Origin of the sequence: Noviherbaspirillum aerium (assembly GCF_008929045.1) — a bacterium.
Lineage (GTDB): Bacteria > Pseudomonadota > Gammaproteobacteria > Burkholderiales > Burkholderiaceae_D > Noviherbaspirillum > Noviherbaspirillum aerium.
In genome coordinates this window covers 586130-607837 of record NZ_VFAH01000002.1, presented here as the reverse complement: position 1 = coordinate 607837, position 21708 = coordinate 586130, and the positions used below count along the sequence as shown (strand labels likewise).

General features: G+C 60.7%; 13 protein-coding genes and 1 tRNA gene. 8 read left to right on the top strand and 6 right to left on the bottom strand.

The features are described 5' to 3' along the window. Positions 1-7: 7 nt before the first annotated feature. Positions 8-1147, bottom strand: a complete 1140-nt coding sequence (locus FH061_RS05865; RefSeq protein WP_151633887.1) for a TRAP transporter substrate-binding protein — start codon at positions 1145-1147, stop codon at positions 8-10. Between the two features lie 407 nt (positions 1148-1554). Between FH061_RS05865 and FH061_RS05860 the strand changes: the two genes are divergently transcribed. The 3 genes from FH061_RS05860 to FH061_RS05850 all read left to right on the top strand — a co-directional run bounded on the left by FH061_RS05860 (position 1555) and on the right by FH061_RS05850 (position 5631). Further along, on the top strand, positions 1555-2958 hold the full coding sequence (locus tag FH061_RS05860; RefSeq protein ID WP_151633886.1) for an ethanolamine ammonia-lyase subunit EutB: 1404 nt from the start codon (positions 1555-1557) through the stop codon (positions 2956-2958). Between the two features lie 50 nt (positions 2959-3008). Beyond that, on the top strand, positions 3009-3764 hold the full coding sequence (gene eutC / locus FH061_RS05855) for an ethanolamine ammonia-lyase subunit EutC (RefSeq protein ID WP_151633885.1): 756 nt from the start codon (positions 3009-3011) through the stop codon (positions 3762-3764). A gap of 253 nt (positions 3765-4017) precedes the next feature. Further along, complete coding sequence (locus tag FH061_RS05850; RefSeq protein ID WP_151633884.1) at positions 4018-5631, top strand: hypothetical protein; 1614 nt, start codon at positions 4018-4020, stop codon at positions 5629-5631. A 668-nt stretch (positions 5632-6299) separates the two neighbouring features. Here FH061_RS05850 and FH061_RS05845 read toward each other — a convergent pair. Next, the gene (locus tag FH061_RS05845; protein WP_225984499.1) at positions 6300-8720 is read right to left on the bottom strand and encodes a penicillin-binding protein 1A; all 2421 of its coding nucleotides are present in this window, start codon (positions 8718-8720) and stop codon (positions 6300-6302) included. Between the two features lie 172 nt (positions 8721-8892). After that, positions 8893-10188 (bottom strand): cation:proton antiporter, encoded by a 1296-nt coding sequence (locus FH061_RS05840; protein WP_151633882.1) that lies wholly within the window; start codon positions 10186-10188, stop codon positions 8893-8895. A gap of 264 nt (positions 10189-10452) precedes the next feature. On the opposite strand from FH061_RS05840, the gene FH061_RS05835 reads away from it, so the two are divergent. Beyond that, the gene (locus FH061_RS05835) at positions 10453-12654 is read left to right on the top strand and encodes a putative bifunctional diguanylate cyclase/phosphodiesterase (RefSeq protein WP_151633880.1); all 2202 of its coding nucleotides are present in this window, start codon (positions 10453-10455) and stop codon (positions 12652-12654) included. A gap of 205 nt (positions 12655-12859) precedes the next feature. Here the strand turns inward: FH061_RS05835 and FH061_RS05830 are convergent, their stop codons facing one another. Next, complete coding sequence (locus FH061_RS05830; protein ID WP_151633878.1) at positions 12860-14023, bottom strand: MFS transporter; 1164 nt, start codon at positions 14021-14023, stop codon at positions 12860-12862. Positions 14024-14284: 261 nt separating this feature from the next. After that, positions 14285-14360 (bottom strand) — tRNA-Thr (locus FH061_RS05825). A gap of 414 nt (positions 14361-14774) precedes the next feature. Here FH061_RS05825 and FH061_RS31610 point away from each other — a divergent pair. Further along, entirely contained in the window at positions 14775-17381 is a 2607-nt protein-coding gene (locus FH061_RS31610) for a bifunctional diguanylate cyclase/phosphodiesterase (RefSeq protein WP_192804929.1), read from the top strand. Positions 17382-18087: 706 nt separating this feature from the next. Here FH061_RS31610 and FH061_RS05815 read toward each other — a convergent pair. Then, complete coding sequence (locus FH061_RS05815; protein ID WP_151633874.1) at positions 18088-18999, bottom strand: CAP domain-containing protein; 912 nt, start codon at positions 18997-18999, stop codon at positions 18088-18090. Positions 19000-19179: 180 nt separating this feature from the next. Between FH061_RS05815 and FH061_RS05810 the strand changes: the two genes are divergently transcribed. From FH061_RS05810 to FH061_RS05800, 3 genes are all read left to right on the top strand, one after another. Continuing rightward, positions 19180-19692 (top strand): SET domain-containing protein, encoded by a 513-nt coding sequence (locus tag FH061_RS05810; RefSeq protein WP_151633872.1) that lies wholly within the window; start codon positions 19180-19182, stop codon positions 19690-19692. A 154-nt stretch (positions 19693-19846) separates the two neighbouring features. Then, a complete protein-coding gene (locus tag FH061_RS05805; protein ID WP_151633870.1) occupies positions 19847-20059 on the top strand; it encodes a hypothetical protein in 213 nt (70 codons plus the stop codon). 181 nt (positions 20060-20240) lie between these two features. Then, on the top strand, positions 20241-21326 hold the full coding sequence (locus tag FH061_RS05800; RefSeq protein WP_151633868.1) for an endonuclease/exonuclease/phosphatase family protein: 1086 nt from the start codon (positions 20241-20243) through the stop codon (positions 21324-21326). Positions 21327-21708 lie beyond the last annotated feature (382 nt).

Here is a 21708-nt window from a genome sequence, read left to right as displayed (position 1 = left end):
TAGTGGCTTAGCTCTTCGTTGGCGTAGCCTTCTTGGCGAAGTAATGATTGAAGGCCATGCGGCGCGGATTGTTGGTATCCATATCCCACTTCACTGCGCGCTCGGCGAAGGCGCGCATGGATTTTTCCACTTCCTGGAACAGCGGATTGCCTTCGCGCTTCTTGGCAATCACTTCATCCCACACCTTCAGCTGCTCCTGCAGGAACGAGTCGGGCGTCTTGTAGAACTTGACGTTGTCCTTGGTCTGCAGCGCGATGTAATCCTGGGAATAGCGATCCACTGCCTTCCAGGACATGTCCGCCGAAGCGGCCTCGACCGCATTGTCGATGATCGCCTTGAGCTTGCCGGGCAGGGCGTTGTACTTGGTCTTGTTGAAGGTGATTTCGAACTGCTCCGAGCTCTGGTGGAAGCTTTGCAGCATGCAGACCTTGGATACGTCGGGGAAGCCGAGCACGCGGTCCGAGGAGGCATTGTTGAACTCGGCGCCGTCGAGCAGGCCGCGGTCGAGCGCCGGCACGATTTCTCCGCCCGGCAAGGCATTCACCGCCGCGCCCATCGTAGTGAACAGGTCGATCGCCAAGCCGTTGGTGCGGTATTTCAAGCCCTTGAAATCCTCGCGCTTGGTCACTGGCTTTTTGAACCATCCCAGCGGCTGGGTGGGCATCGGGCCGGTCAGGAAGGACACCACATTGGCGCCGATCGAGTCGTAGAGCTTGGCCAGCAATTCCTTGCCGCCGCCGTACTTGTGCCATGCCAGCACCATGTTGGCGTCCATGCCGTAGGCCGGGCCGGAGGTCCACAGGGCGATGGCCGCCTGCTTGCCGTAGTTGTAGCCCATCACGCCGTGACCGCCGTCGAGCGTCCCCTTGGACACCGCATCCAGCAGGCCAAAGGCAGGCACCACCGCACCGGCGGGCAGCACTTCAATCTTCAGTTCTCCGCCCGTCATGTCGTTGACCTTCTTGGCGAAGTCGTTCGCATACTCGTGGAAGATGTCCTTGCTGGGCCATGTGCTCTGGAAGCGGAACTGGGTCGGAGTTTGTGCCGTGGCGATCATCGGCATGGCCAGTGCGGTTGTGCCCGCTGCCGCCTTGCCGAAAAAACGACGACGTGAATCTGCCTGTACTGCTTTCTTACCGTTCTTCATGGTTGTCTCCTAGTTTTGCCATTCGAAACTTGTCAGTTGCGTTGTGTTTCGTATCTATATTGATGCACATGGACAAGCATGCCAAGATTGCCCGCCTTGCATGAATAGTCAAGCCGCATTGCAGCATGAAAAAACGGATACAATCTTCGACCCCGTTTTTTCGGGCGCATTCTGTGCATATTCGCCTTGTGCTTTGTCACAATGAAGCTGGGTAGAACTTTCGTTCTGCCCTAGATCAAAGTCCGTCCATATCTTTCGTCCCAGAATGATTCGGAGATCCTCCGGGAGCCCCGGAGGCCTATCTTGTGCGACGCAGCAACGTCTTCGATGCAGGATGAGCTGAACCGTGGAGAAGACGCTGCGGCGACCTTGCTTTCATTCATTCCGCCTCCGGAAAAACACCTTCTATGGCATATCGCACCAGCATAGGCGCCATTACCTACACATTTCCAGATCTCGCCACCTTGCTGGCAAGGGCGAGTCCGCCGCGTGCAGGCGATCATCTTGCGGGACTGGCGTCGGAGAGTGACGTCGAAAGAATGGCGGCCAGGCTGGTCCTGGCCGATCTGCCGCTGCAGGTCTTCCTTCAGGAAGCCCTGATTCCCTACGAGAGCGATGAAGTGACGCGCCTGATCCTGGATAGCCACGACCGCACTGCATTCGCACCGATCGCGCATCTGACGGTCGGCGAATTCAGGGACTGGCTGCTGCACGACGCCACCGGCAGCGAGACGCTGGCCGCTTGTGCCGCCGGCATCACGCCGGAGATGGCCGCCGCCGTCAGCAAGCTCATGCGCAACCAGGACCTGATCCTGGCAGCGCGCAAATGCCGTGTCGTCACCCGTTTCCGAACCACCATCGGCTTGCCCGGCCATCTCGCCGTGCGCCTGCAGCCGAACCATCCCACCGACGATGCGCGAGGCATCGGCGCCAGCATGCTCGACGGCCTGATGTATGGCGCCGGGGATGCCGTGGTCGGCATCAATCCCGCCAGCGATGCGCTGGCCACCATGATGAATCTCTGGCGCATGATGGACGAGCTGCGCTGCCGCTTTCACATTCCCATGCAAAGCTGCGTGCTCACGCATGTCACCACGCAGATCAAGGCCATCGAGCAGGGGGCGCCGGTCGACCTGGTATTCCAGTCGGTTGCCGGCACCGAGAAGGCCAATGCCGGCTTCGGCATTTCGCTGTCCATGCTGCACGAGGCGCGCGAAGCGGCGCTGTCGCTCGGGCGCGGCACCGTGGGCGACAATGTGATGTATCTTGAAACGGGGCAGGGCAGCGCGTTGTCTGCAGGCGCGCATCACGGCGTCGATCAGCAGACCTGCGAGGCACGCGCCTATGCGGTCGCGCGCGATCTCAAGCCCCTGCTCGTCAATACCGTGGTCGGCTTCATCGGTCCCGAATACCTGTACGACGGCAAGCAGATCATCCGCGCCGGACTCGAAGATCATTTCTGCGGCAAGCTGCTCGGCGTGCCGATGGGCTGCGACATCTGCTACACCAATCATGCCGAAGCGGACCAGGACGACATGGATACGCTGCTCACGCTGCTCGGCGCGGCCGGCGTCAATTTCATCATGGGCGTGCCGGGCGCGGACGACATCATGCTCAACTATCAGAGCACGTCGTTTCACGACGCGCTTTATCTGCGCGAAGTGCTTGGCTTGAAGCGCGCTCCGGAATTCGAGGAGTGGCTGCGGCGCATCGGCATCACCGATGCAGCCGGAAGACTATGCACGCCGCAGCCGAAACATCCGTTGCTGCAACACCTTGCGTCCGCAGTACCTCTGTCCTCCGCAACGTGAATGGACATAGTGGCAGACGGCGGAGCGATTCCGCATCAAAGGAGCCCTGCATGAGCAATTCAAAAGAGGCATTGATCCAACCCGATCCATGGGGGGAATTACGCGCTCATACCAGTGCACGCATCGCACTGGGACGCGCAGGCAACAGTCTGCCTTGCAGCGAAGTGCTGCGTTTCGGCCTGGCGCACGCCCAGGCACGCGATGCCGTGCACCAGGCGCTTGACGCGGACAAGCTATGCGTCGAGCTGCGAACGACGGGCTTCCAGCCGCTTGTCGCGCGTAGCGTTGCCTGCGACCGGCAAACCTACCTGCGGCGCCCCGATCTGGGACGTCGGCTTCATGAAGAATGCCGAGCCGCGCTGGAGCAGGCGGCGCATGGCAGCGAACTCGCCGTGGTGATCGCCGACGGCTTGTCGGCCGTCGCGGTACAGCGTCACGCGCTGCCGTTACTGCAGGCCTTGCGTGCGCGCTTCACGACCGAGTGGGCAAGCACCCCAGTCGTTATCGTGCACCAGGGCAGGGTCGCCATCGGCGACGAGATCGGCGAGGCGCTTGGCGCCAGGCTGGTCGCGGTACTGATCGGCGAACGTCCCGGCCTGAGTTCGCCCGACAGCCTTGGCGTCTACCTGACTTATCAGCCGCGGCCGGGCCGGATGGATAGCGAACGCAATTGCATCTCCAACATCCGGCCCGAAGGCCTCGCTTATGAAGCGGCAGCCCATAAGCTTGCCTATCTGTTTCAAGCCGCGCTACGCCTGCGGCTGTCGGGCGTGCGATTGAAGGAAGACAGTCAGGGCATCGAGTAAGCACATCGGGCTGCCGGCTTTCCTGCTCGTCGATTTTGTTGCGAGAGGAAACCGACAGGGAAATATAGGGACGGCAAAAGCCCGGCAGCCTCCGGGGACCCAAACGCCGTTCAGAGCCTGCCACCCGGATGCCTCGCCAGGAAGAGAAGGAAGGGACGGCCAATACCTGCCTCATGCCTTTCACGTTCCGTCTTCATTCGCCCTATCGTGTTGCTGGCGATCGGAAGGCGTCGTTGGATCATCGGGTGAAGCCTTGCATCCGCATCAGGCGTTCGGCCGGCAGCATTTCATCAGATCTCATCAGGAAATAGCCGGTTGGGTCGTCAACCCGGCAAAAATACAGGAAGGCGAATGGAACAATCCGGATATCGACGCCACTCAGTGGGGCTTTGTTGCCAATATCCGTTATCTGGAGGTTCAAGTGTCTCGTTTTTCTTTGTCTCGTTTTTCAAAACAACCAGTTCCACCCGTGCCCGGCCATCCGGAAGCGCCCGTTCAGCTTCCATCTGCTTCGACAAGTGCCGGCAACGCCGGGCAGGGACAAGCTCCAGCCCCATCGTCGAAGAAGACGCCATTAGTGCGTGTGCGCAATGCCGGCAGGGCTTGCGAAAGACGCCTCCGCAAGTTGATTGAGGCCTGTGGAAGCGGGCTTCGTCGAAGCAAGAAGCCTGACGCCGCAGCACAAAAGCCGAGGCCGATGGTAGTGCTGAATAGAGAGGGAATGGAGGCTGTCATGTACCTGAACATGAAGAACCAGTCGAAGATGGATGAGGCTGCGTTTAAAAAGCTTTCCTCGGCGATCACTGAGCTGCTGGAGGCACAACAAAGCAAGGAAAAAACCGTCAGGAAAAACGCGCGTACAAACTTTAATGACAATTATAAGAACATCTTTGGAACCATCGAATTCAATAAAACGGAATTGTCAAAATTAGGTACTTTAAAAGCTTATATTGAAAAAAAGTTGGAGGAAGAGAAAAAAGAGGAAATAAGAAGAAATTCGTCCCCACCGAAAAGACCTGCGAACACGCATCCAGATCCCACGCAGGAAACGAGGAGCATCAAGCCGAGCATCAGTCATATCAGTGCAACGGTTTCGGATGTGAATCCAATGGTCAGCAAATTCATGAACATGTTGCTGGGCGTACCAGTTGAAAGGCCCGCGATTGATGAGGACCGGGCCGCTCCTCAGGATTTCGCCAATCAATACGCGAGTCCCGATCCTTTGTTTAACGCCCGGCCTGCCACCTCGGCTATCCCGACAGCAATACAGCCTGCATCCCTCGGCAGGCTAATTCCAAATTCAGGAGGTGGCGACTGCCTGCTGCACGCGCTCTATGGAAGGGATCTGGAACGTAAGGAAGTTGTACACGTGCGGTCCCAGATAGCGGAAATCACCGAAAAAGATACTGATAAAACCGAGGGATACTGTGCCAACCTGCTGGCCGCCGGCCTTTCCCAGACGCCTTTCTTCGAAGGACGGGCAGAGGCATTGATGAGAGGGCGCCATGCCATCCCACGCACGGTCTATGCGGCGTTCCAGCGGATACCCGAGATGTATGCAGGCGAAGATGAATTGGTGCAGTGGACAAGGGTTGCAGAAAACCGGTCGTACACCGTGGTCATGATAGATGCCGACGGCACTCTTGCGGCATTCCAAGACGGCAATAGAGAGCGATTGACTACGGAAAATCTGCAAGAGCGGATCGACAGGGCAGACGTGCTACTGTATAAAACCCCGAGGCATTGGACGCAAATCAGGCCACCCGGCAAGGAAGCAATTCCCGCCCCCGAATTGCCAAGAAGAAAAGTCACCATCAAACTCCCTGAACCTTCTCCTAAAGAATTACCGCCTGGTACCAAGCCATAAATGCCAGCGCGGTTTCGCCTTGACCGCCCTAGTCGAGGCCGAGGCCGATTTCCGCAGGAACAAGGCGTGACGGCCCGACATGACTCGACCATGGCAAGGAGTCACAACGCAGTGCCAGCGGCAATCTGGCCGGGGTCGACAGGCAGGTCAGGGTGAAACCGCGCTAGGCCGTGTTTGATAAGCCGCTGCGCGATCCGGATTGGCGCCTGCGGTGCTCGGCGTACCCTGCGTACGCGCGCGCTCCTCGGCGCCAATCCGAACCGCTCGCAACGCTGATCAAACACAGCCTAACGCAACAGCGTCATGATCTGTTCTGGTCCCGCGACTTATCCGGGACGCTGGAAACGAAACCACGGCCGGCGTGATGACAAAAAAGTCAGCGAATGTGAATTGTGGTCGAAGTCGCCGACGGAAGGACGGGGCTAAGCGCATCCTGGAAATGCACGTGCGCATGTGCGAGTCGAAGTTTGCCTGCATGACAGGCCATGGGATGATCGCCATGTTGTTGTCATTGCTCCGAATGGCAGCAGGGCTGCCATTGAGCAGCGGTTGCCGCAGCTGCCGCAGCTATTGGATGACTGGCGCGTGACCAGCCAGCCCGCAGTTGCCCAGCTCGCTTTATCCCCTCGCCATGCCTTCGTCCGCAGACCCGCGTCGTTCCGACAGGCTCATCCGAAAATACTCAGCAAGCGTTTGATACGGTCAAGGATATCCTCCACCGTCTCGCGCCATGCATGATAGGTACGCTCGACCTCGCGCATGCGGTCTATCGTTCCCTGTACGGCATCCAGCGGCGAGCCCGGCTCTTCCCTGCCTGCCGGCGGCGCAGGATCGTCGCCGGGGCCGGACAGATTCCTGATGAAATCCCATGCCCGTTCGAGCAGCGATTCGCTCGGACGCGAGAATTGGGCGGCGGCGTTGACCACTTTGCTGCCGAGCGCCTGCTGGTAGAAGTCGCCCACCACCGGCAGCGCATTGTGCGCGCCCTGGCCCCAGTGGTTGCTGCGCATGGTTACCCGCGCATCGTTGAATCCGACCCACGCACCCGCCACCAGGCGCGGATGCATCAGGATGAACCAGCCGTCGGCATTGTCCTGGGTGGTGCCGGTCTTGCCGGCGACGTCGGCGCGGATGCCGAAGCGCGAACGTATGCCCTGCGCCGTGCCCTGGTTGACCGCGCCGCGCAGCATGTCGATCAGTTGCTCCGTGGTCTCGGTCGAGGCGGCGCGCCGGGAATCGGTCTCGAAGCTGGCGAGTTCGTTGCCGGCCTTGTCGGTGATGCGCGTCACCATCAGCGGCTTGCGGTATTCGCCGCCGGCCGCGATCGTGGTGTAGGCGGTCACCATCTCGAACAGGCTGACCGGACTGGTGCCGAGCGCCAGCGCCGGCACCGGATCGAGCCGGCTTTGCGCCACGCCCATCTTGCGGGCGAGCGCGGCGGTTTCCTTCGGCCCGGCTTCCAGCATGATGCGTGCGGTGATGGTGTTCTTCGAATAGATCAGTCCTTCGCGCACCGTCATGGGCTTGCCGGTTGGCGGCGTGACATCGGCCGGCCGCCAGATTTCGCCGCCGGGCAGGCGCATCTCCAGGGGCGCATCCATGAATTTCCGGTTGGGCGACATGCCTTGTTCCAGCGCGGCGCCATAGACGAAGGGCTTGAAGGTGGAGCCGGGCTGCCGGCGCGCCGCGCCGACATGGTCATACTGGTCGGTCGCGAAATCACGGCTGCCGACCCAGGCCCGGACATGCGAGCTGACCGGATCGATCGCCATGAAGCCGGCTTCCAGCCGGGTCTTGCGAGCCTTCAGCTGGGCAATGAATTCCGCATTGCCGCGCAGTTCGGCCAGTGCCGCGTCGGCCGGCGTGCCGGCATTGATCAGGCGGGAGTAGGCCTGCGATTCGCGGATGAAAGCGTTGATCAGTTCCGGGCGGCTGCTCCAGAAATAGGTGAACGGCTGCGTGCGCTGGCGCCGGCTGACATAGGCGTCGGCACTGGCCGACAGCAGGCGCTCGGAAGACGTCGACCATTCCACATCCGCCACCGCCTGCAGCTGCTCGAGCTGGCGCTCGACGGCGCGGTTGGCCATGGCCTGCAGCCGGGAATCGATCGTGGTCTGCACCACCAGTCCGTCCTGGTAGATGTTGTAGTCGTTGCGGTCGGCCCATTCGATGAGCCACTTGCGCAGATGCTGGGCGAAATGCGGCGCCGGCCCGAGCGCCTCCTGCTGGCGCTCGAAGTCCAGCACCACCGGGCGTGTTTTCAGGGAATCGAAACTGGCTTGCGTGATCACGTTGCGCTTGACCATCTGCGACAGCACGACATTCCTGCGCTTGATGGCGCGCTGCGGATTGAGCACCGGGTTGTAATAGCTGGTGCCCTTGAGCATGCCGACCAGGGTGGCGCTTTCCAGCAGGCTGAGCTTGCTGGCCGGCTTGTCGAAATAGGTGCGCGCCGCCATCTCGATGCCGAAGGCGTTGTACAGGAAGGGCACCGTGTTGAGATAGGTCTCCAGGATCTCCTTCTTGGAGTAGGCGTGCTCGATCTTGAGCGCGGTGATGACCTCCATGATCTTGCGGTTGATCAGCGGCTGCCGGCCGATCTCCTTCGGATACATGTTGCGCGCCAATTGCTGGGTGATGGTCGAGCCGCCTTCCGGATCGCCGATCAGAGCCCGCAGCGCGCCGATCACCATGCGCTGCGGCTCGATGCCGAAGTGCTGGTAAAAGCGGTGGTCCTCGGTGGCGACCAGCGCGTTGACGACATGAGGAGACACCCGGTTCAGCGGCACCCATTCGCGGTTGAGGCGGTTGAACACGGCAAGGCGCTTGCCGTCCGCCGACATCAGCACGCTCGGCTGTTCGTTCCTCGCCTTGCGCAGATCGCCGATGCTGGGAGTGAAGGGGATCAGCAGAAGCGAATAGGCGAGCAGCAGCAGCAAGGCAGCGCAGCCCAGCAGCGCCAGCGCCTTGCATGCGGAAAGGACGCGCGCGCGCAGCGGCAGGGTGGAGTCGATTGCCTGCCGCAGCAGCGACATGAAGTAGATCCGCAGGCGGCGGAATGCGGATGGCTTGACCGTGTTTGTTTGCAAATGCTAATCCGACAGGTTGGTTGGATGAAATCGCATGCACCGCGACGAGGCCCGCATCATCGCATCACGCACTGTTGACCGTGCTGACTCAGCGCATGATCTGAAACCGCCATCCCTTTGCCGCGGGCGCGCCCGGTCGACAACGCGACGGTCCGATCAGTCATGCCGTGGATCATCGTCGCCAGAACCGATCCATCAGCGGCTTGACGCTGATGCCGTGCACATAAATCGACAGCATGACCACCGTCAGCGTGATCTGGGTCAGTTCCCGCGCCAGCTCTTCCTGGAGGCCATGCTGTATCGAATACATCAGGTAATAAATCGAACCGATGCCCCTGACGCCGAACCAGCCCGTAATCTGGCGCAGGCGGTGGGAAGTGCTGGAACCCATCAGGCCAATCCAGACGCTGACGGGACGCGCGATGCAGAATACGAACAGGGCCACGCCGGCGGCGCGCCAACTCCAGGTGCCGAGTACGATCATGCCGCCCAGGAGCAGCACCAGGACCAGTTCGGACAATCGCTCCAGGTGTTCCTTGAAGACCAGCGCCTCGGCGCTGACGATCAGCGGAGGCTCGTTATTCGGGTTGGCGCTTGCCGCCTCGGTGCGCGCCGGATCCTGCTCCAGAAGACCCTGCTTGTCGCGCGGCGCGCCGGCCAGCACCAGCTCGGTATGGCGCAGCGCAACCCCGGCAAAGAACACGGCGAGAAAGCCCCATGCCTTGAGCCAGATGCTCAAGCCGTACACCACCGCGATCAGGCCAAGGCCGACGAGGTCGTCGAGCACCTCATGCTTGGCGCTGCCGCCGCGCAGCTTCCAGCCCAGGCGTGCCAGCAGGGCGCCGCCGGCGGCGCCGATCAGGATGGCGCCCACGGTGGCCCACAGCACGTCGCGAACCAGCCATTCGATGCCGAATTCCCCGATCTCGTGCAGGCCGAGCAGGCCGAGGCCGAGCATGACGAAGGGAAAGGCGCTGCCGTCGTTCATGCCGGCTTCGCAGGTCAGGACAAAGCGCAGCTGGTCCTTGTCCCCCGCATGCCGCACCTGCACATCGGTTGCCAGCACCGGATCGGTCGGCGCAAGAACGGCGCCCAGCAGGATGCCGGCGCCTATAGGCAGGTCAAGGACGAAATAACAGAAGGCGGCAACCAGTCCGACGGTGATCGACATCGAAACCCAGGCCAGCCTGATTGGCGCCGCCCAGCGTTTCAAGGTCAGGGGCACCGGCATCTTCACCCCGGCGGAAAACAGCGAGATCAGCACCGCGATCTCGGTAAACACCTCCAGCACACCCGATTGCTCGATGGGATCGAAGTGGAACAGGCCCAGGAAAGTCGGGCCGAGCAGCAAGCCCACGCTTAAATAAAAGATGGCCGAAGTGATCGGCAAGCGCATGATAGTGGTGGCGGCAAGTCCACGCGCGAGCATCAACAAGCCGATCAACAGGAACCACTGGGCATTGGTCATAGGAATCAATCGCGAAACAGGATCAGCTCGTATGACCGCAGATGTGGTGTTTTATTCAATTCTTCGTGTCAGTGTGCAGAAAAGGGCTCATGCCCATGCGGATTGCTACGTTCACTGGAGGGGCTGCGCCTCGCATGCCCTTTGCGAATTTCGTGCAGCCGCATGAACAATCCATGAGGCAACATAAAGAAGTGGCTTAAGTTGTTGTCGTGAGGGAACCACAGGGAAGGAAGCTCGTCCTATCTAGAAATATCGACAAATCCAATGGACCATCTTCTTTCTTTCTCGCCGGACCGCTATTCCAGAATCGCCCAGATACTCAGCCTGACCGTGCTGGGTATCTGCACATTGGGTTTTGTCGGATGGGTCTGGTATGGCCCCATCCTGACAAGCTTTGTCGCCGGTTTTTACCAGATGAAGATCAACACCATCTTCACCCTGGCCTGCGGCGCCGTGTCGCTCTGGTGCCAAATCGGCAGGCATCGAAGGCCGGCCGTCAGGACGGCGGGACGGGGACTGGCCGTCATCATGGTTGTGCTCGGCCTGCTTAATCTCTCGCAATATCTATGGAATATCAATATCGGTATTGATGAACTGCTGCGAGGCGATCCTTTCGCCGCCCCGCACCAGTTTCCCGGCCGCACGTCCGTGCCGTCTTCCTGCGGCATCATTGCAGCCGGGCTGGCGCTGCTGGGGCTGCAGCACAAGAAATGGAACTCGCGCGCGGTGAAGCTGGCCGCCGTCTCCGCATGCGTCTGGATCGGTCTGGGCGTGGCTTACCTGTACGGACTGGCTTCGCTCTATCAGTTCAATGCCTTCGGCGGCCTCGCGATCCCCACCATCATCTGCTTCATTCTCCTCAATATCGGCGTCCTGCTGTCGCAGGCACAGCAGGGTTTCATGTTTTATTTCACCAACCGCAGTTATGCGGGCCTGGCGGCGCGGCGGCTGCTGCCTACGGCCATCCTCGCGCCGGTGCTGCTGAACTGGCTGGTGCTGTTCGGCCATGAGGCGGAAATGATCGACATCCGTACTGCGCTGGCCATCGAAACCATCATCATCGCGCTGGTGCTGACCATCGTGGTCGGCTGGTGCGCGCGCTCCCTGCTGGCTTTCGAGCGCCTAGTATCGATCAAGCAATCCGAAAAGGTGCAGGCACTGGAAAAGGCGGCGCGCCTTGCGCACTATGACGCGCTGACCGGCCTGCCCAACCGCGTCCTGCTCAATGAACGGCTGGGTGAAGCCATCAAGGCGGCCGGCCGCAAGGCAGGCAGCGTGTCGCTGCTGTTCATCGACCTCGACCGCTTCAAGCCGATCAATGACACCCATGGGCATCAGGCCGGCGACAACGTGCTGATACAAATCGGGCAGCGGCTCAGGGAGGTGGTGCGGGAAACCGACACGGTTGCCAGGCTGGGCGGGGATGAGTTCGTGGTGCTGCTGGCGGAAACCCGCGCCACCGACGACGCCGGCCTCATCGCCGGCAAGCTCATCACTGCCATCGAGCAGCCGTACAAGGTGGGCGAAGAGGAAATGTACCTGTCCGCCAGCATCGGCATCAGCGTGTTCCCCAAGGATGGCATGGAGCCGCAGACGCTGATGGAACATGCGGATGCGGCGATGTATTACGCCAAGTCGCTGGGCAAGCGCAATTACCAGTTCTATGCGCCGCACATGACGCATGAAGCCGTGCGCCGCGCCAGCATCGAGCGCCAGATGCGCATGGCGCTCGACGAAGGCGGCTTCGTGGTTGAATACCAGCCCAAGGTATCGGTCAGCAACGGCCGCCTGATCGGCGTCGAGGCGCTGGTGCGCTTCAAGCCGACCGATGGCCGGCAGCCGGTTTCGCCGGTGGAGTTCATACCCATTGCCGAGGAGAGCGGCCTGATCGTGCCGCTCGGCAGATGGGTGCTCGAAGAGGCCTGCCGCCAGAACAAGGCCTGGCAGAATGCGGGCTATGTGCCGCTGCCGGTGTCGGTCAATGTCTCGGCCGCGCAGTTCCGCAGCGGGAATTTCGCCGATGTCGTGCACCATGCCCTGAAGACCACCGGATTGAGTCCCGCCTATCTCGACCTGGAAATTACCGAAACCACGGTGATGCAAAACTTTGATTATGCGATCGGCTTGATGCGCCAGCTGCAGGGGCTCGGCGTGAGCGTGTCGATCGATGACTTCGGCACCGGCTCGTCCAGCCTCAGCAAGCTCAAGCTGTTCTCGGCCGATACGCTGAAGATCGACCGTTCATTCATCCGCGACCTGCCGCATAACCGCGACGATGCCGCCATCACCTGCGCCATCATCGACCTGGCGAGAAACCTGAACCAGCGTGTCATCGCCGAAGGCGTCGAGACGCAGGAACAGTTTGCTTTTCTCCAGGAGCACGGCTGCGACGAGGTGCAGGGCTTCTACTTCAGCGCCCCCTTGCCGGCCGAGAAATTCGAAAGCATGTATGCCCGGCAGTGGTGAGGCGCCGGCTTCCCTCGTCATGCCCGATCATCCTGTTTGACTCGCCTGGCAGCTTCCAGGAGCGCCTTTCAGGATAGCGCTCCAGGCTGTGTTTGATAAGCTGCTGCGCGATCCGGATTGGCGCCTGCGGTGCTCGGCGTACCCTGCGTACACGTGCGCTCCTCGGCGCCAATCCGAACCGCTCGCAACGCTTATCAAACACAGCCTAATGGTGTTGATTGCCGCCCTTGGCCGGCTGCCTGCGCCGCGCAAAGGCGGCGCCCCACGCCAGCACCGCGGCCAGGGTCCAGAACACCGGGATGGTCCCGACCACGGCGCCCAGCGCGCCGAATGCCGTCGGCAGCACCGTCTGGCTGGTATTGATCAGCGTGGAACGCACGCCGACCGCTTCTCCGGTCCGGCCGGACGGCGCGGTGTCATGAATGAGGCTCATGATGGTCGGCAGCGCCGACCCCAGCCCAAGCCCGAGAATGAAGGCGAGCAGCAGCAATACCGGCACCGAGGTAAACAGCGGAAACAGCAAATAGACCGTGCTGGTGAGACCCAGCGCGCCGACCAGCACGCCCCACCGCGAGACCGATTGCATCAGTCTTGGAATCGCCAGCCGGACCACGAAGGTGCCGACGCCGAAAGTACCCATGATGAGTCCGATGGTGGAAGCGGAGAGGCCGATGCGTGCGCCCTGGATCGGCACCATGAAAGTAAACAGGTCCCATGCCATCGACAGCAGGCCGCTGGCGACGAAGACCGCACGCAGCGGTGCATGGCCGAGCAGGTCCATGACGCGCGGCTTGGTTTTTCCCGCGCCGGTTTCGGCTTGAGGCAATGGCTGTTCATCGCGGCCGGCGCGGTAGAGCACCAGCAATCCCGCGACAGGGAAAAGGGCAAGCAGCAGAAACGCCATGCGATGCCCGACGGCGTCGATCAGCAGACCCGAGATGACCGGGCCTAGCACGGTGGAAACCGAAAAGCCAAGCGCCAGCATGGAGAAGGCATGCGTGCGGCTTTCCGGCGTGCTGGCGCGTCCGACGGCATTGTTGATCGCCAGATGCGCAACCATGAAGCCGGAGCCCAGCAGCACGCTGGCGCCGCACAGCATTGCCAGCGAAGGCAGCAGCGCCGCCAGCAGCGAGCCGGCGCACAGCATCAGCATGGCAATGAGGGTGGGCCGCATCACGCCGGTCCTGTCGGTCCAGCGCCCGGCATGCACTGAAAACAGCATCGGAATGACCGCCAGCAGGCTGATGATGAGTCCCACCTGGAAAGGCGTGGCCTGCAGGTCGATGGCGAGAAGGGTAAGGGCCACGCGTCCGCCCGTGAAGGCGATGTGCGCGAGCACCATCATCAGGATCAATGCGATCAGAGTCAAGGCAGGAATGCGGAAGGCATATCGTTGGAGGTTGGCCCAGTATACGGCAAGCGGCAGCCGGAGGTCTGACGGGGCACGGCCTGCGCGCGGAAGCCGCTGTTCTTGCGCTGATTCCCGAACTGGCCTGAAGCGTTCGCGGCTCTGGCGGGCACGAGCGGCAAGCCTGTGAAGCACCGTGCCCGGAGGCGCATGCGGATCAAGGCAATGTTGGAATGATCGTCAATGGTGGCGGTGATGCGGTGGTGCGGTGCTTGTGAATGGTGGTGCCAGCTGAAGGACTCGAACCCCCTCCCTGCTCATTACACTTGAGCTGCTCTACCCGATGAGCTAAGCCGGCATGAGAGAAGAATAGCAAGTCATGCCTCCCTGGATTTGAGATGACACAAGAGCGGCTTCTATGTACGCACTCGTACCGATGCAGCGCCCGGCATCGGTACGTTCGCCATGCTGCCTGTTGTGTTCCGTAGCACGCATCCCGGTCCGCTACGCAATTTCCCCTCAATCCGCCTTGTCCCGAAAAACATTTTTCAGGGGCATGACCTTTCCTCTTGGCGATGCAACGATGCCTCCATGCGTCGATGCGTTAAGGTTTCCGATGGCAACGCTGCAATGAGTGCGGACAACTTTATCCCGCGCGCGTTGTCCATGGGGGATAGCAATTCATCATCACACTTCCTCCATGCTCGCGTATGCCCACCGCCTAGTCCAATCCTTGAAGTCGGTGCGCGACGCTTACGGACATTTGTGGCCGATGCTGCTCTGGCCAGTCATCGGCATATCGGTCATCTACCTGCTTTGGGTCTTTACCCTGTCGCTGATCGGGATGGAGAGAAGGAATGCGGAAGCCGCGGCGCTTCGCTTGTCGGCAAGTCTGTCGCGCGCCTATGCCGCTCAGCTCGAAAGGACCATACAGGAAATCGATCAGCTGACCTTGCTGCTGCGCTACTCCTGGGAAGAACCCGGGGCGAGCCTGGATCTGGAACGCCAGCGGGACCGTGGCCTGTTTCCCGGCAGTGCACAGCTGCATGCCACCATCCTTGACCGCGACGGCAATATCGTCAGCAGCACCATGCGCTCGCATGAGCGGCCCAACTTCGCCGATATGCCTTATTTCCAGCGGCATCGCAGCAGCCCGGACAGCGGCCTGCAGATCAGCCAGGTCAGCCCGGGAAGGCGGATTGGTCGCGATGTGGTCCGCTTCACGCGCCGCCTGACTGCGAAGGATGGCACTTTCGGAGGCGTTGCCGTCATTGTCGTGGAACCCTCTTACCTCACTACCTTTCATGATGCCCAGACCCTTGGCGCCGGCGATTTCGTATCCGTTCGATTCATCAACGGTTCGCTGATCGCCACCAAGACCGGCGACCATCCGAGCAAAGTGTATTACCGCAAGGATCCGGTCTTTCTTTCCGATACCGGGACCGAAGTCGAACCGCGTGAAAAGTTCGTCGACGGACAGGCTCGTTTTTTTTCCTGGAACCGGCTCAACATGTATCCGGTTGTCGCGCTGGCAGCCATCGCGGAAAGAAATGCCTTGGCCGGGTACGAGAAAACCGCGTTCACCTATCGCCGTTTCGCCTATGCCATCAGCGCGCTGATCGCCGCCTTTACTGTCGCGGGCATGTTCTTCACATTGCGCCTGGCGTGGCGCAAGCGGCGCGAGGAAGAAATCCAGACAACCATGCGCCTTGCCACCGATGCCGCCAATGAAGGCTTCTACACCATCCGCCCGATACGCGATCGCAATGCCTTCATCACGGATTTTCTCTACGAGGACTGCAATGAACGCGGCGCTGAATTGCTCGGTCTGCCGAAGGCGGAAGTCAGGGGACACCGCTTTTCGGAATTCATTCCCGAGGATTACCGGGAGGATCTGTTTGCCTTGTTCCGGCGTGCGCTCTCCAGCGGCTTTCATGAAGATGAATTCCGGGTGCCGAAGAACAGCCGCCTGCGGGCGACCTGGGTCTACCGCAGAATGGTGCGCTCCGGGGATGGACTGGCGCTGACGATGCGCGACATTTCCCAGGCCAAGGAGAACGAGTTCGCCCTGTCGCGCCTGGCCAATACCGATGCGCTGACAATGCTGCCGAACCGGCACTGGCTGTCGACCTTCCTGCCGGAAGCGCTACGGCGCAGCGCCGGACGTGATGGCGCGCTTGCCCTGCTCTTCATCGATCTCGACAATTTCAAGAATATCAACGACACCCTTGGGCATGATGCGGGAGATGAATTGCTGCGCTCGGCCGCCGCCCGTCTCAAGAGCGTGGTGCGCGCCAGCGATCATGTGGTGCGGCTCGGGGGCGACGAATTCATCATCGTCCTGGAAAATGTCGATCTCGTCGAGGATGTGTCACGGGTGGCGTCGCATATCGTCAGGGTGATCGGCGACCCCTTCACGCTGGGCACATCGAGCATCCATCATGTCAATGCTTCCATCGGCATCAGCCTGTTTCCGCAGGACGGGAACGACAGCGATACCCTGCTCAAGCATGCGGACATTGCCATGTATGCCGCCAAGGCGGCAGGCAAGGGGCGCTATCACTTCTACCACTCTCACCTGTCCGACACGCTGCTGCTCAAGCTGGATAAGGAAAAGGCGCTGCGCGACGCAGTCGCCCGCGACCAGTTCGTGATGCATTACCAGCCGCGGGTCGAGGCCGTCAGCGGCAGGCTGAGCAGCATGGAAGCGCTGGTGCGCTGGAAGCATCCGGACCGCGGGCTCATTTATCCGAACGACTTCATCGGCCTGGCGGAAGATACCGGGCTTATCCTGCCCCTGGGCGAACTGGTGATAGAGAAGGTATGCGCCCAGATCGCGGAATGGAAGGCCGGTGGCATGGCCGTCGTTCCGGTTTCGGTGAACGTATCGGCGCTCCAGTTGCGCAACGAGCATCTGGCGGGGTTTTTCAGCGATTGCCTGCGTCGCCATGCCATTGATTCTTCGCTGATTGAAGTGGAGCTGACCGAATCGGCGATGCTGGACAACAGTGCGGTGGCTCGCCGCCAGCTTGCCGAACTGCGCAAAGTGGGCGTCAAGCTTCTCATCGATGATTTCGGCACCGGTTACTCTTCGCTCGCCCAGCTTCACCAGCTCGACGTGGATGTGCTCAAGGTTGATCGCGCTTTTACCACCGCGCTGGCGGACGGCAATGGCGAAGTCATGTTCCGGGCGGTGACTTCCATGGCCGAGGCGCTGGAAATTCGGGTTGTCGCGGAAGGCGTGGAAACCGCCGAGCAATTGCGCAGCCTGCAGCGGCTGCATTGCGACGAGGTGCAGGGCTACCTGATCGCCAAAGCCTTGCCGGCGACGGAAATTCCTTCACTGATCATGCAGCGTTTCCTGTTCGCTGAAGTTTGATGGGATCGTGGATAAAGCTTGTGTTGCATGTCGGAACGGGGGGTGCGCTGGCTCCATTCAATGGTCACGCGGAAGCGACCACAGCATCGCGCCGACTGCGCAGGCAATGTAGAAAAGTATGACCCATTGCTCGTAGACGTTTAGCAGAAGAGTTGACATGTGTCCTCCGTAGTGAGAACACAGCATGCCGGATTGTTAAGGCAGGGTATTGAGACGTCGCAAGGTTTCCTGTGGGATCAGGAAATGAGGGCGGAAACGTACCGCGAGAGGAAGCCGGAAGGAAAAGCGGGAACCGGGCCGGAAGTCGGCCCGGATGGGCATTCGCCGGAAAACGCGTTTGCCTGGATCAGCTGCCGAGATAGCTTGCAAAGGCGACAGCTAGCGCGGAAACGGATACGGCGGCAACGGTAGTACGGACGAAAATGGCAGTCAGGTCACGGATCAGCATGGCAGTACGGGCGAAAACAGAAAGGGTTGGAATTGCCCAGCAACAATATCACTGCAGTTTGGCCTGGTAAATGGAGGAAGATAAATTGTCTGTGCTCCGCAACAAAAAAATTGCGATGGCCGCCTCAAGATGTGACCGGCCTGTAAATCATTTGCCCTTCAAGTAATAGTTCCAGGGTCGTTCCAGGCGCCGCGATTTCCAAAGGAGTACGTTTTTAGAGGAATGCCAATACGTGCATACACTCACCTTCAATCCGCGCTAGCGCGGCGTACCGAACACCTGGGTCCAGTAGATCTGCAGATCGCTGCGCGGCTCGATGACGAACCAGGCGCCCATCTCCCGAAACTCCCTGTTCATGATGTTGGCGCAATGTCCAGGACTGGCAAGCCAGCCGCTGACGGCATCTTCCGCCGACCCCTGACCGGCGGCGATGTTTTCGCCGACCTGGCGCCAGGCATAGCCGGACCGGCTGGCGCGGTCCCCGGCCTGCGCCCCATTCCTGTCGCTATGCCGGAAATAATTATGACGGGCCATGTCGGCGCTATGCGCCTGCGCCGCTCGTGCCAGCGCGGCATTCCAGGCCAGCGCCGGCGCAGGCGGGAAGTGTTTGCCGCCGCAACTGCGTTGCCGGGCGCGGGCGGCATTCACCAGGGTGAGAATCTTCCTGCCGGCGGCATCGGGGTCGCCGAGGTCGGGAGCCAGCAGCGGCTTGGCGAGAATCACTTGCCAGGTATCGCCGTTGCGCGACACGCCGACGCGCGTAAACTCCTGCTTGGCCAGCGAGCCGCAATACTGGTCGCTGATGGCAGCCATGGCGGCAGTGTCGCTCCGCGGACCGGTGACGACGATGGCTTCGGCCAGCGAAGCCTGGTAACCGGCCTGCCTGAACGCCTGCTGCAGGTCCGAGCCGGACGCGAGGCGCATCCGTTCCAGCGCCGAATCCGGCACGAGCGGACCGGCGGCGGCACGCGGCTTTCCTGCGCAGCGGCCGGGCGCCTGGCGGTATGCATTGATCAGTTCCGCCAGCCGCCCGGCATCCGCGGCATGCGCATCCATGCCGGTCGCGAGCAGTGCCGCGGCGCAGGCAAGTACGGGCAACGCGGGCAGCCGACGGCTCTCCCGGGGCAGGCATCGAGGAACGACGGCGTCGTCGCTGTCTAGCAATTTCATAGGCGGTAAGGTCGCTACCTGATTCGCAACATGGCTTAGAAGCGGAAGAAAGGTGTACATTCTATTTGCTCAGCTTCGTGCAAATACCGTTCCAAGGCGCAGATTCGGACCAGATACAAGCCAGGCCCGAGCCAGAACCAGGCCAGACTGTTTGCGCAATCACCAACAACCGACGAGACCATGCCATCCACAAGCCTTCGCAAGACAGCCAGATCTTCCCGCAGCCAGACTACGCCTCTCTATATCGTCAAGCCATCGAAGGTGCATGGCGCCGGCGTGTTTGCGCGCCGGCGCATCGGGCCCGGCGAGTGCATCATTGAGTACCAGGGTGAACATATCGCATGGGATGAAGCCCTGCGCCGTTCGGAAGCCAAGGGCGGGCCGCTGAACCATACCTTTTTCTTCACCCTGTCGAGCGGGCTGGTCATTGACGGCGGCAGCAAGGGAAATGACGCACGCTTCATCAATCATTGCTGCGAACCCAACTGCGAAGCGATGGAGCATGAAGACGGGCGGGTATTCATTTATTCGCTGCAGGAAATCGCACGCGGCGCAGAGCTTCACTACAACTATGCACTTATTTACGATGGTCGCCATACCCCGGCGGTGAAACGCGCCTTCGCATGCCATTGCGAAGCACCGGGCTGCACCGGCGTAATGCTCGCACCGAAACGGGGTAGCCGGCGTAAATGAATCTTCAGTGGCCTTGCATCCGGTCTTGCTGTGAATCGGTGCGACTGCATCCCGGTAGGAGCAGGACAAATAGCCGGCGAGCTGCAATTTTTACGGCCCTGCATGTTCCAATGAATAATGACGCTTCCGAGCATTTCATTGAACGAACAATTTCATGGCCGACTCCGATTCCGCACTGCAAAATATTCGCAGCCAGGCAAGCCTGCGCACCAATCAGACCGCACGCAAGCTCTTTGAGGCCTTGCATCAGCCGCCCGAGTGGAACCTGGAACGGGAAGGCAACGGTTACTGGAGCGTACCGGTGAACGTTCGCTGGAATGCCTTTCTGCTCGGCTGGTATGCGAGCCAGGAAACAGGAAGCTGGTAATGCATTGAAGCAGTGGAAGGCCGGGACGACGGGGACGGCGCCTGCGGTCTGCCGCATTTCCATGCACGATGATTGGATTCGCCAATTTTATAAAGGCCAGGACCCGGTTCCGCGGCTTGCTTGATTGAACTGCCTTGCGCATGCTCATCACGGCAACCGGTGTCTCGACGACAATAAGAAAATGTCTTTCGCCGTGATCCTGTCGCTGACCGTCTTGCTGGTACTGGCGACTCTCTTGCCGTTGTCGCGCTCCACTCACTGGTGGATCCGCGATCTGGATTTTCCTCGACTGCAGATTGCGGCGGTCGGGGCGACGCTGCTCGTCGCGGAGCTGTTTTTCCTGGACCTGAAGGCAGTGGGCCATGACATCATCATCGCGGCGACGCTGGCCTGCATGCTCTATCAGGCATGGTGGATCTTTCCCTATACCAGGCCCTATCCGAACGAGGTCAAGCTTTGCGCCGATGGCGCGTCGCAGGATGACCGCCTGCGCATCCTCGCCTCCAATGTCCTGGGCAGCAACCGCAATGCCGCCGGATTGATAGCCATGATCCGCGAACACCAGCCCGATATCTTCGTCACCCTGGAATCGACTGCATGGTGGCAAAGCCAGCTGGACATGCTGGAGACCGAGTATCCATACACCATCAAATGCCCGCTGGAAAACTTGTACGGCATGCATGTCTACTCCCGCCTCCCGCTCAAGAACAGTACAACCCGCTTTCTCGTTGAGCCCGACATACCGTCCATGCACACGACCGTCGTGCTGCGCTCCGGGCAAACGGTGCAAGTGCATTTCCTGCATCCCACGCCTCCCAGCCCGACGGAGAATGACGAGTCGGCGGCCCGTGATGCGGAATTGATGATTGTGGCAAAACAGGTAGCGAATCTTGAATGCCCGGTCATCGTTGCCGGCGATCTGAACGATGTCGCATGGTCGCCGACGACCCGGCTGTTCCGGAAGATCAGCGGCCTGCTCGATCCGCGCGTGGGCCGGGGCATGTTCAATACCTTTCATGCCGATCACTGGTTTCTGCGCTGGCCGCTGGATCATCTTTTTCACAGCCGTCATTTCACCCTTTCCTTCATCAAGCGCCTGCCGTCGTTCGGCTCCGATCATTTTCCAGTCCTGGTTGAACTGGTTTATGACGAACCGGCCGGTGCCAGCCAGGAAGGCCTAGTGGCCGACGCGGCCGATGAAGAATTGGGCGAGGAAAAAATTGCGGAGGAAGCGGAAAAGGTTCTCGACGCGCAGCGTCCGAGCTAGAGCGTTTTCGCCCTGACCGGCCTGGTCGAGGCCGAGGCAATCTGTCCGGTATCGGCAGGCAGGTCAGGGTGAAAACGCTCTAAAGCGGATTGCAGATGAATGGCCGGTCGCGTCAGCTTGTCCTGGGCGCATGGCTGTGTTGTTCGTCGCTGGTATGGCCCGCCACACGGCGCTCGTTGCGCCTTGCCCTGCATCCCAGGGCGGACCGATTCTTCGCTACACCCACCTGCGATCGGCTGTCCTGCCAATCGCAGGTCATTTCCATCCCATGGGATCGTGGCTCTTTCCGCCTGGCGGCATTGTGCTCGCCACATCCATTGTCCATAGTCCCGCCATGCGTCCCCGAGCTGCTCCATTGGTCTTGCCGGACGAAAAAGCCCAT

Coding starts and splice junctions, on each gene's coding strand:
- FH061_RS05865 (WP_151633887.1), bottom strand. CDS start 1,147: ATGAAGAACGGTAAGAAAGCAGTACAGGCAGATTCACGTCGTCGTTTT.
- FH061_RS05860 (WP_151633886.1), top strand. CDS start 1,555: ATGGCATATCGCACCAGCATAGGCGCCATTACCTACACATTTCCAGAT.
- eutC (WP_151633885.1), top strand. CDS start 3,009: ATGAGCAATTCAAAAGAGGCATTGATCCAACCCGATCCATGGGGGGAA.
- FH061_RS05840 (WP_151633882.1), bottom strand. CDS start 10,188: ATGACCAATGCCCAGTGGTTCCTGTTGATCGGCTTGTTGATGCTCGCG.
- FH061_RS05835 (WP_151633880.1), top strand. CDS start 10,453: ATGGACCATCTTCTTTCTTTCTCGCCGGACCGCTATTCCAGAATCGCC.
- FH061_RS31610 (WP_192804929.1), top strand. CDS start 14,775: ATGCTGCTCTGGCCAGTCATCGGCATATCGGTCATCTACCTGCTTTGG.
- FH061_RS05815 (WP_151633874.1), bottom strand. CDS start 18,999: ATGAAATTGCTAGACAGCGACGACGCCGTCGTTCCTCGATGCCTGCCC.
- FH061_RS05810 (WP_151633872.1), top strand. CDS start 19,180: ATGCCATCCACAAGCCTTCGCAAGACAGCCAGATCTTCCCGCAGCCAG.
- FH061_RS05805 (WP_151633870.1), top strand. CDS start 19,847: ATGGCCGACTCCGATTCCGCACTGCAAAATATTCGCAGCCAGGCAAGC.
- FH061_RS05800 (WP_151633868.1), top strand. CDS start 20,241: ATGTCTTTCGCCGTGATCCTGTCGCTGACCGTCTTGCTGGTACTGGCG.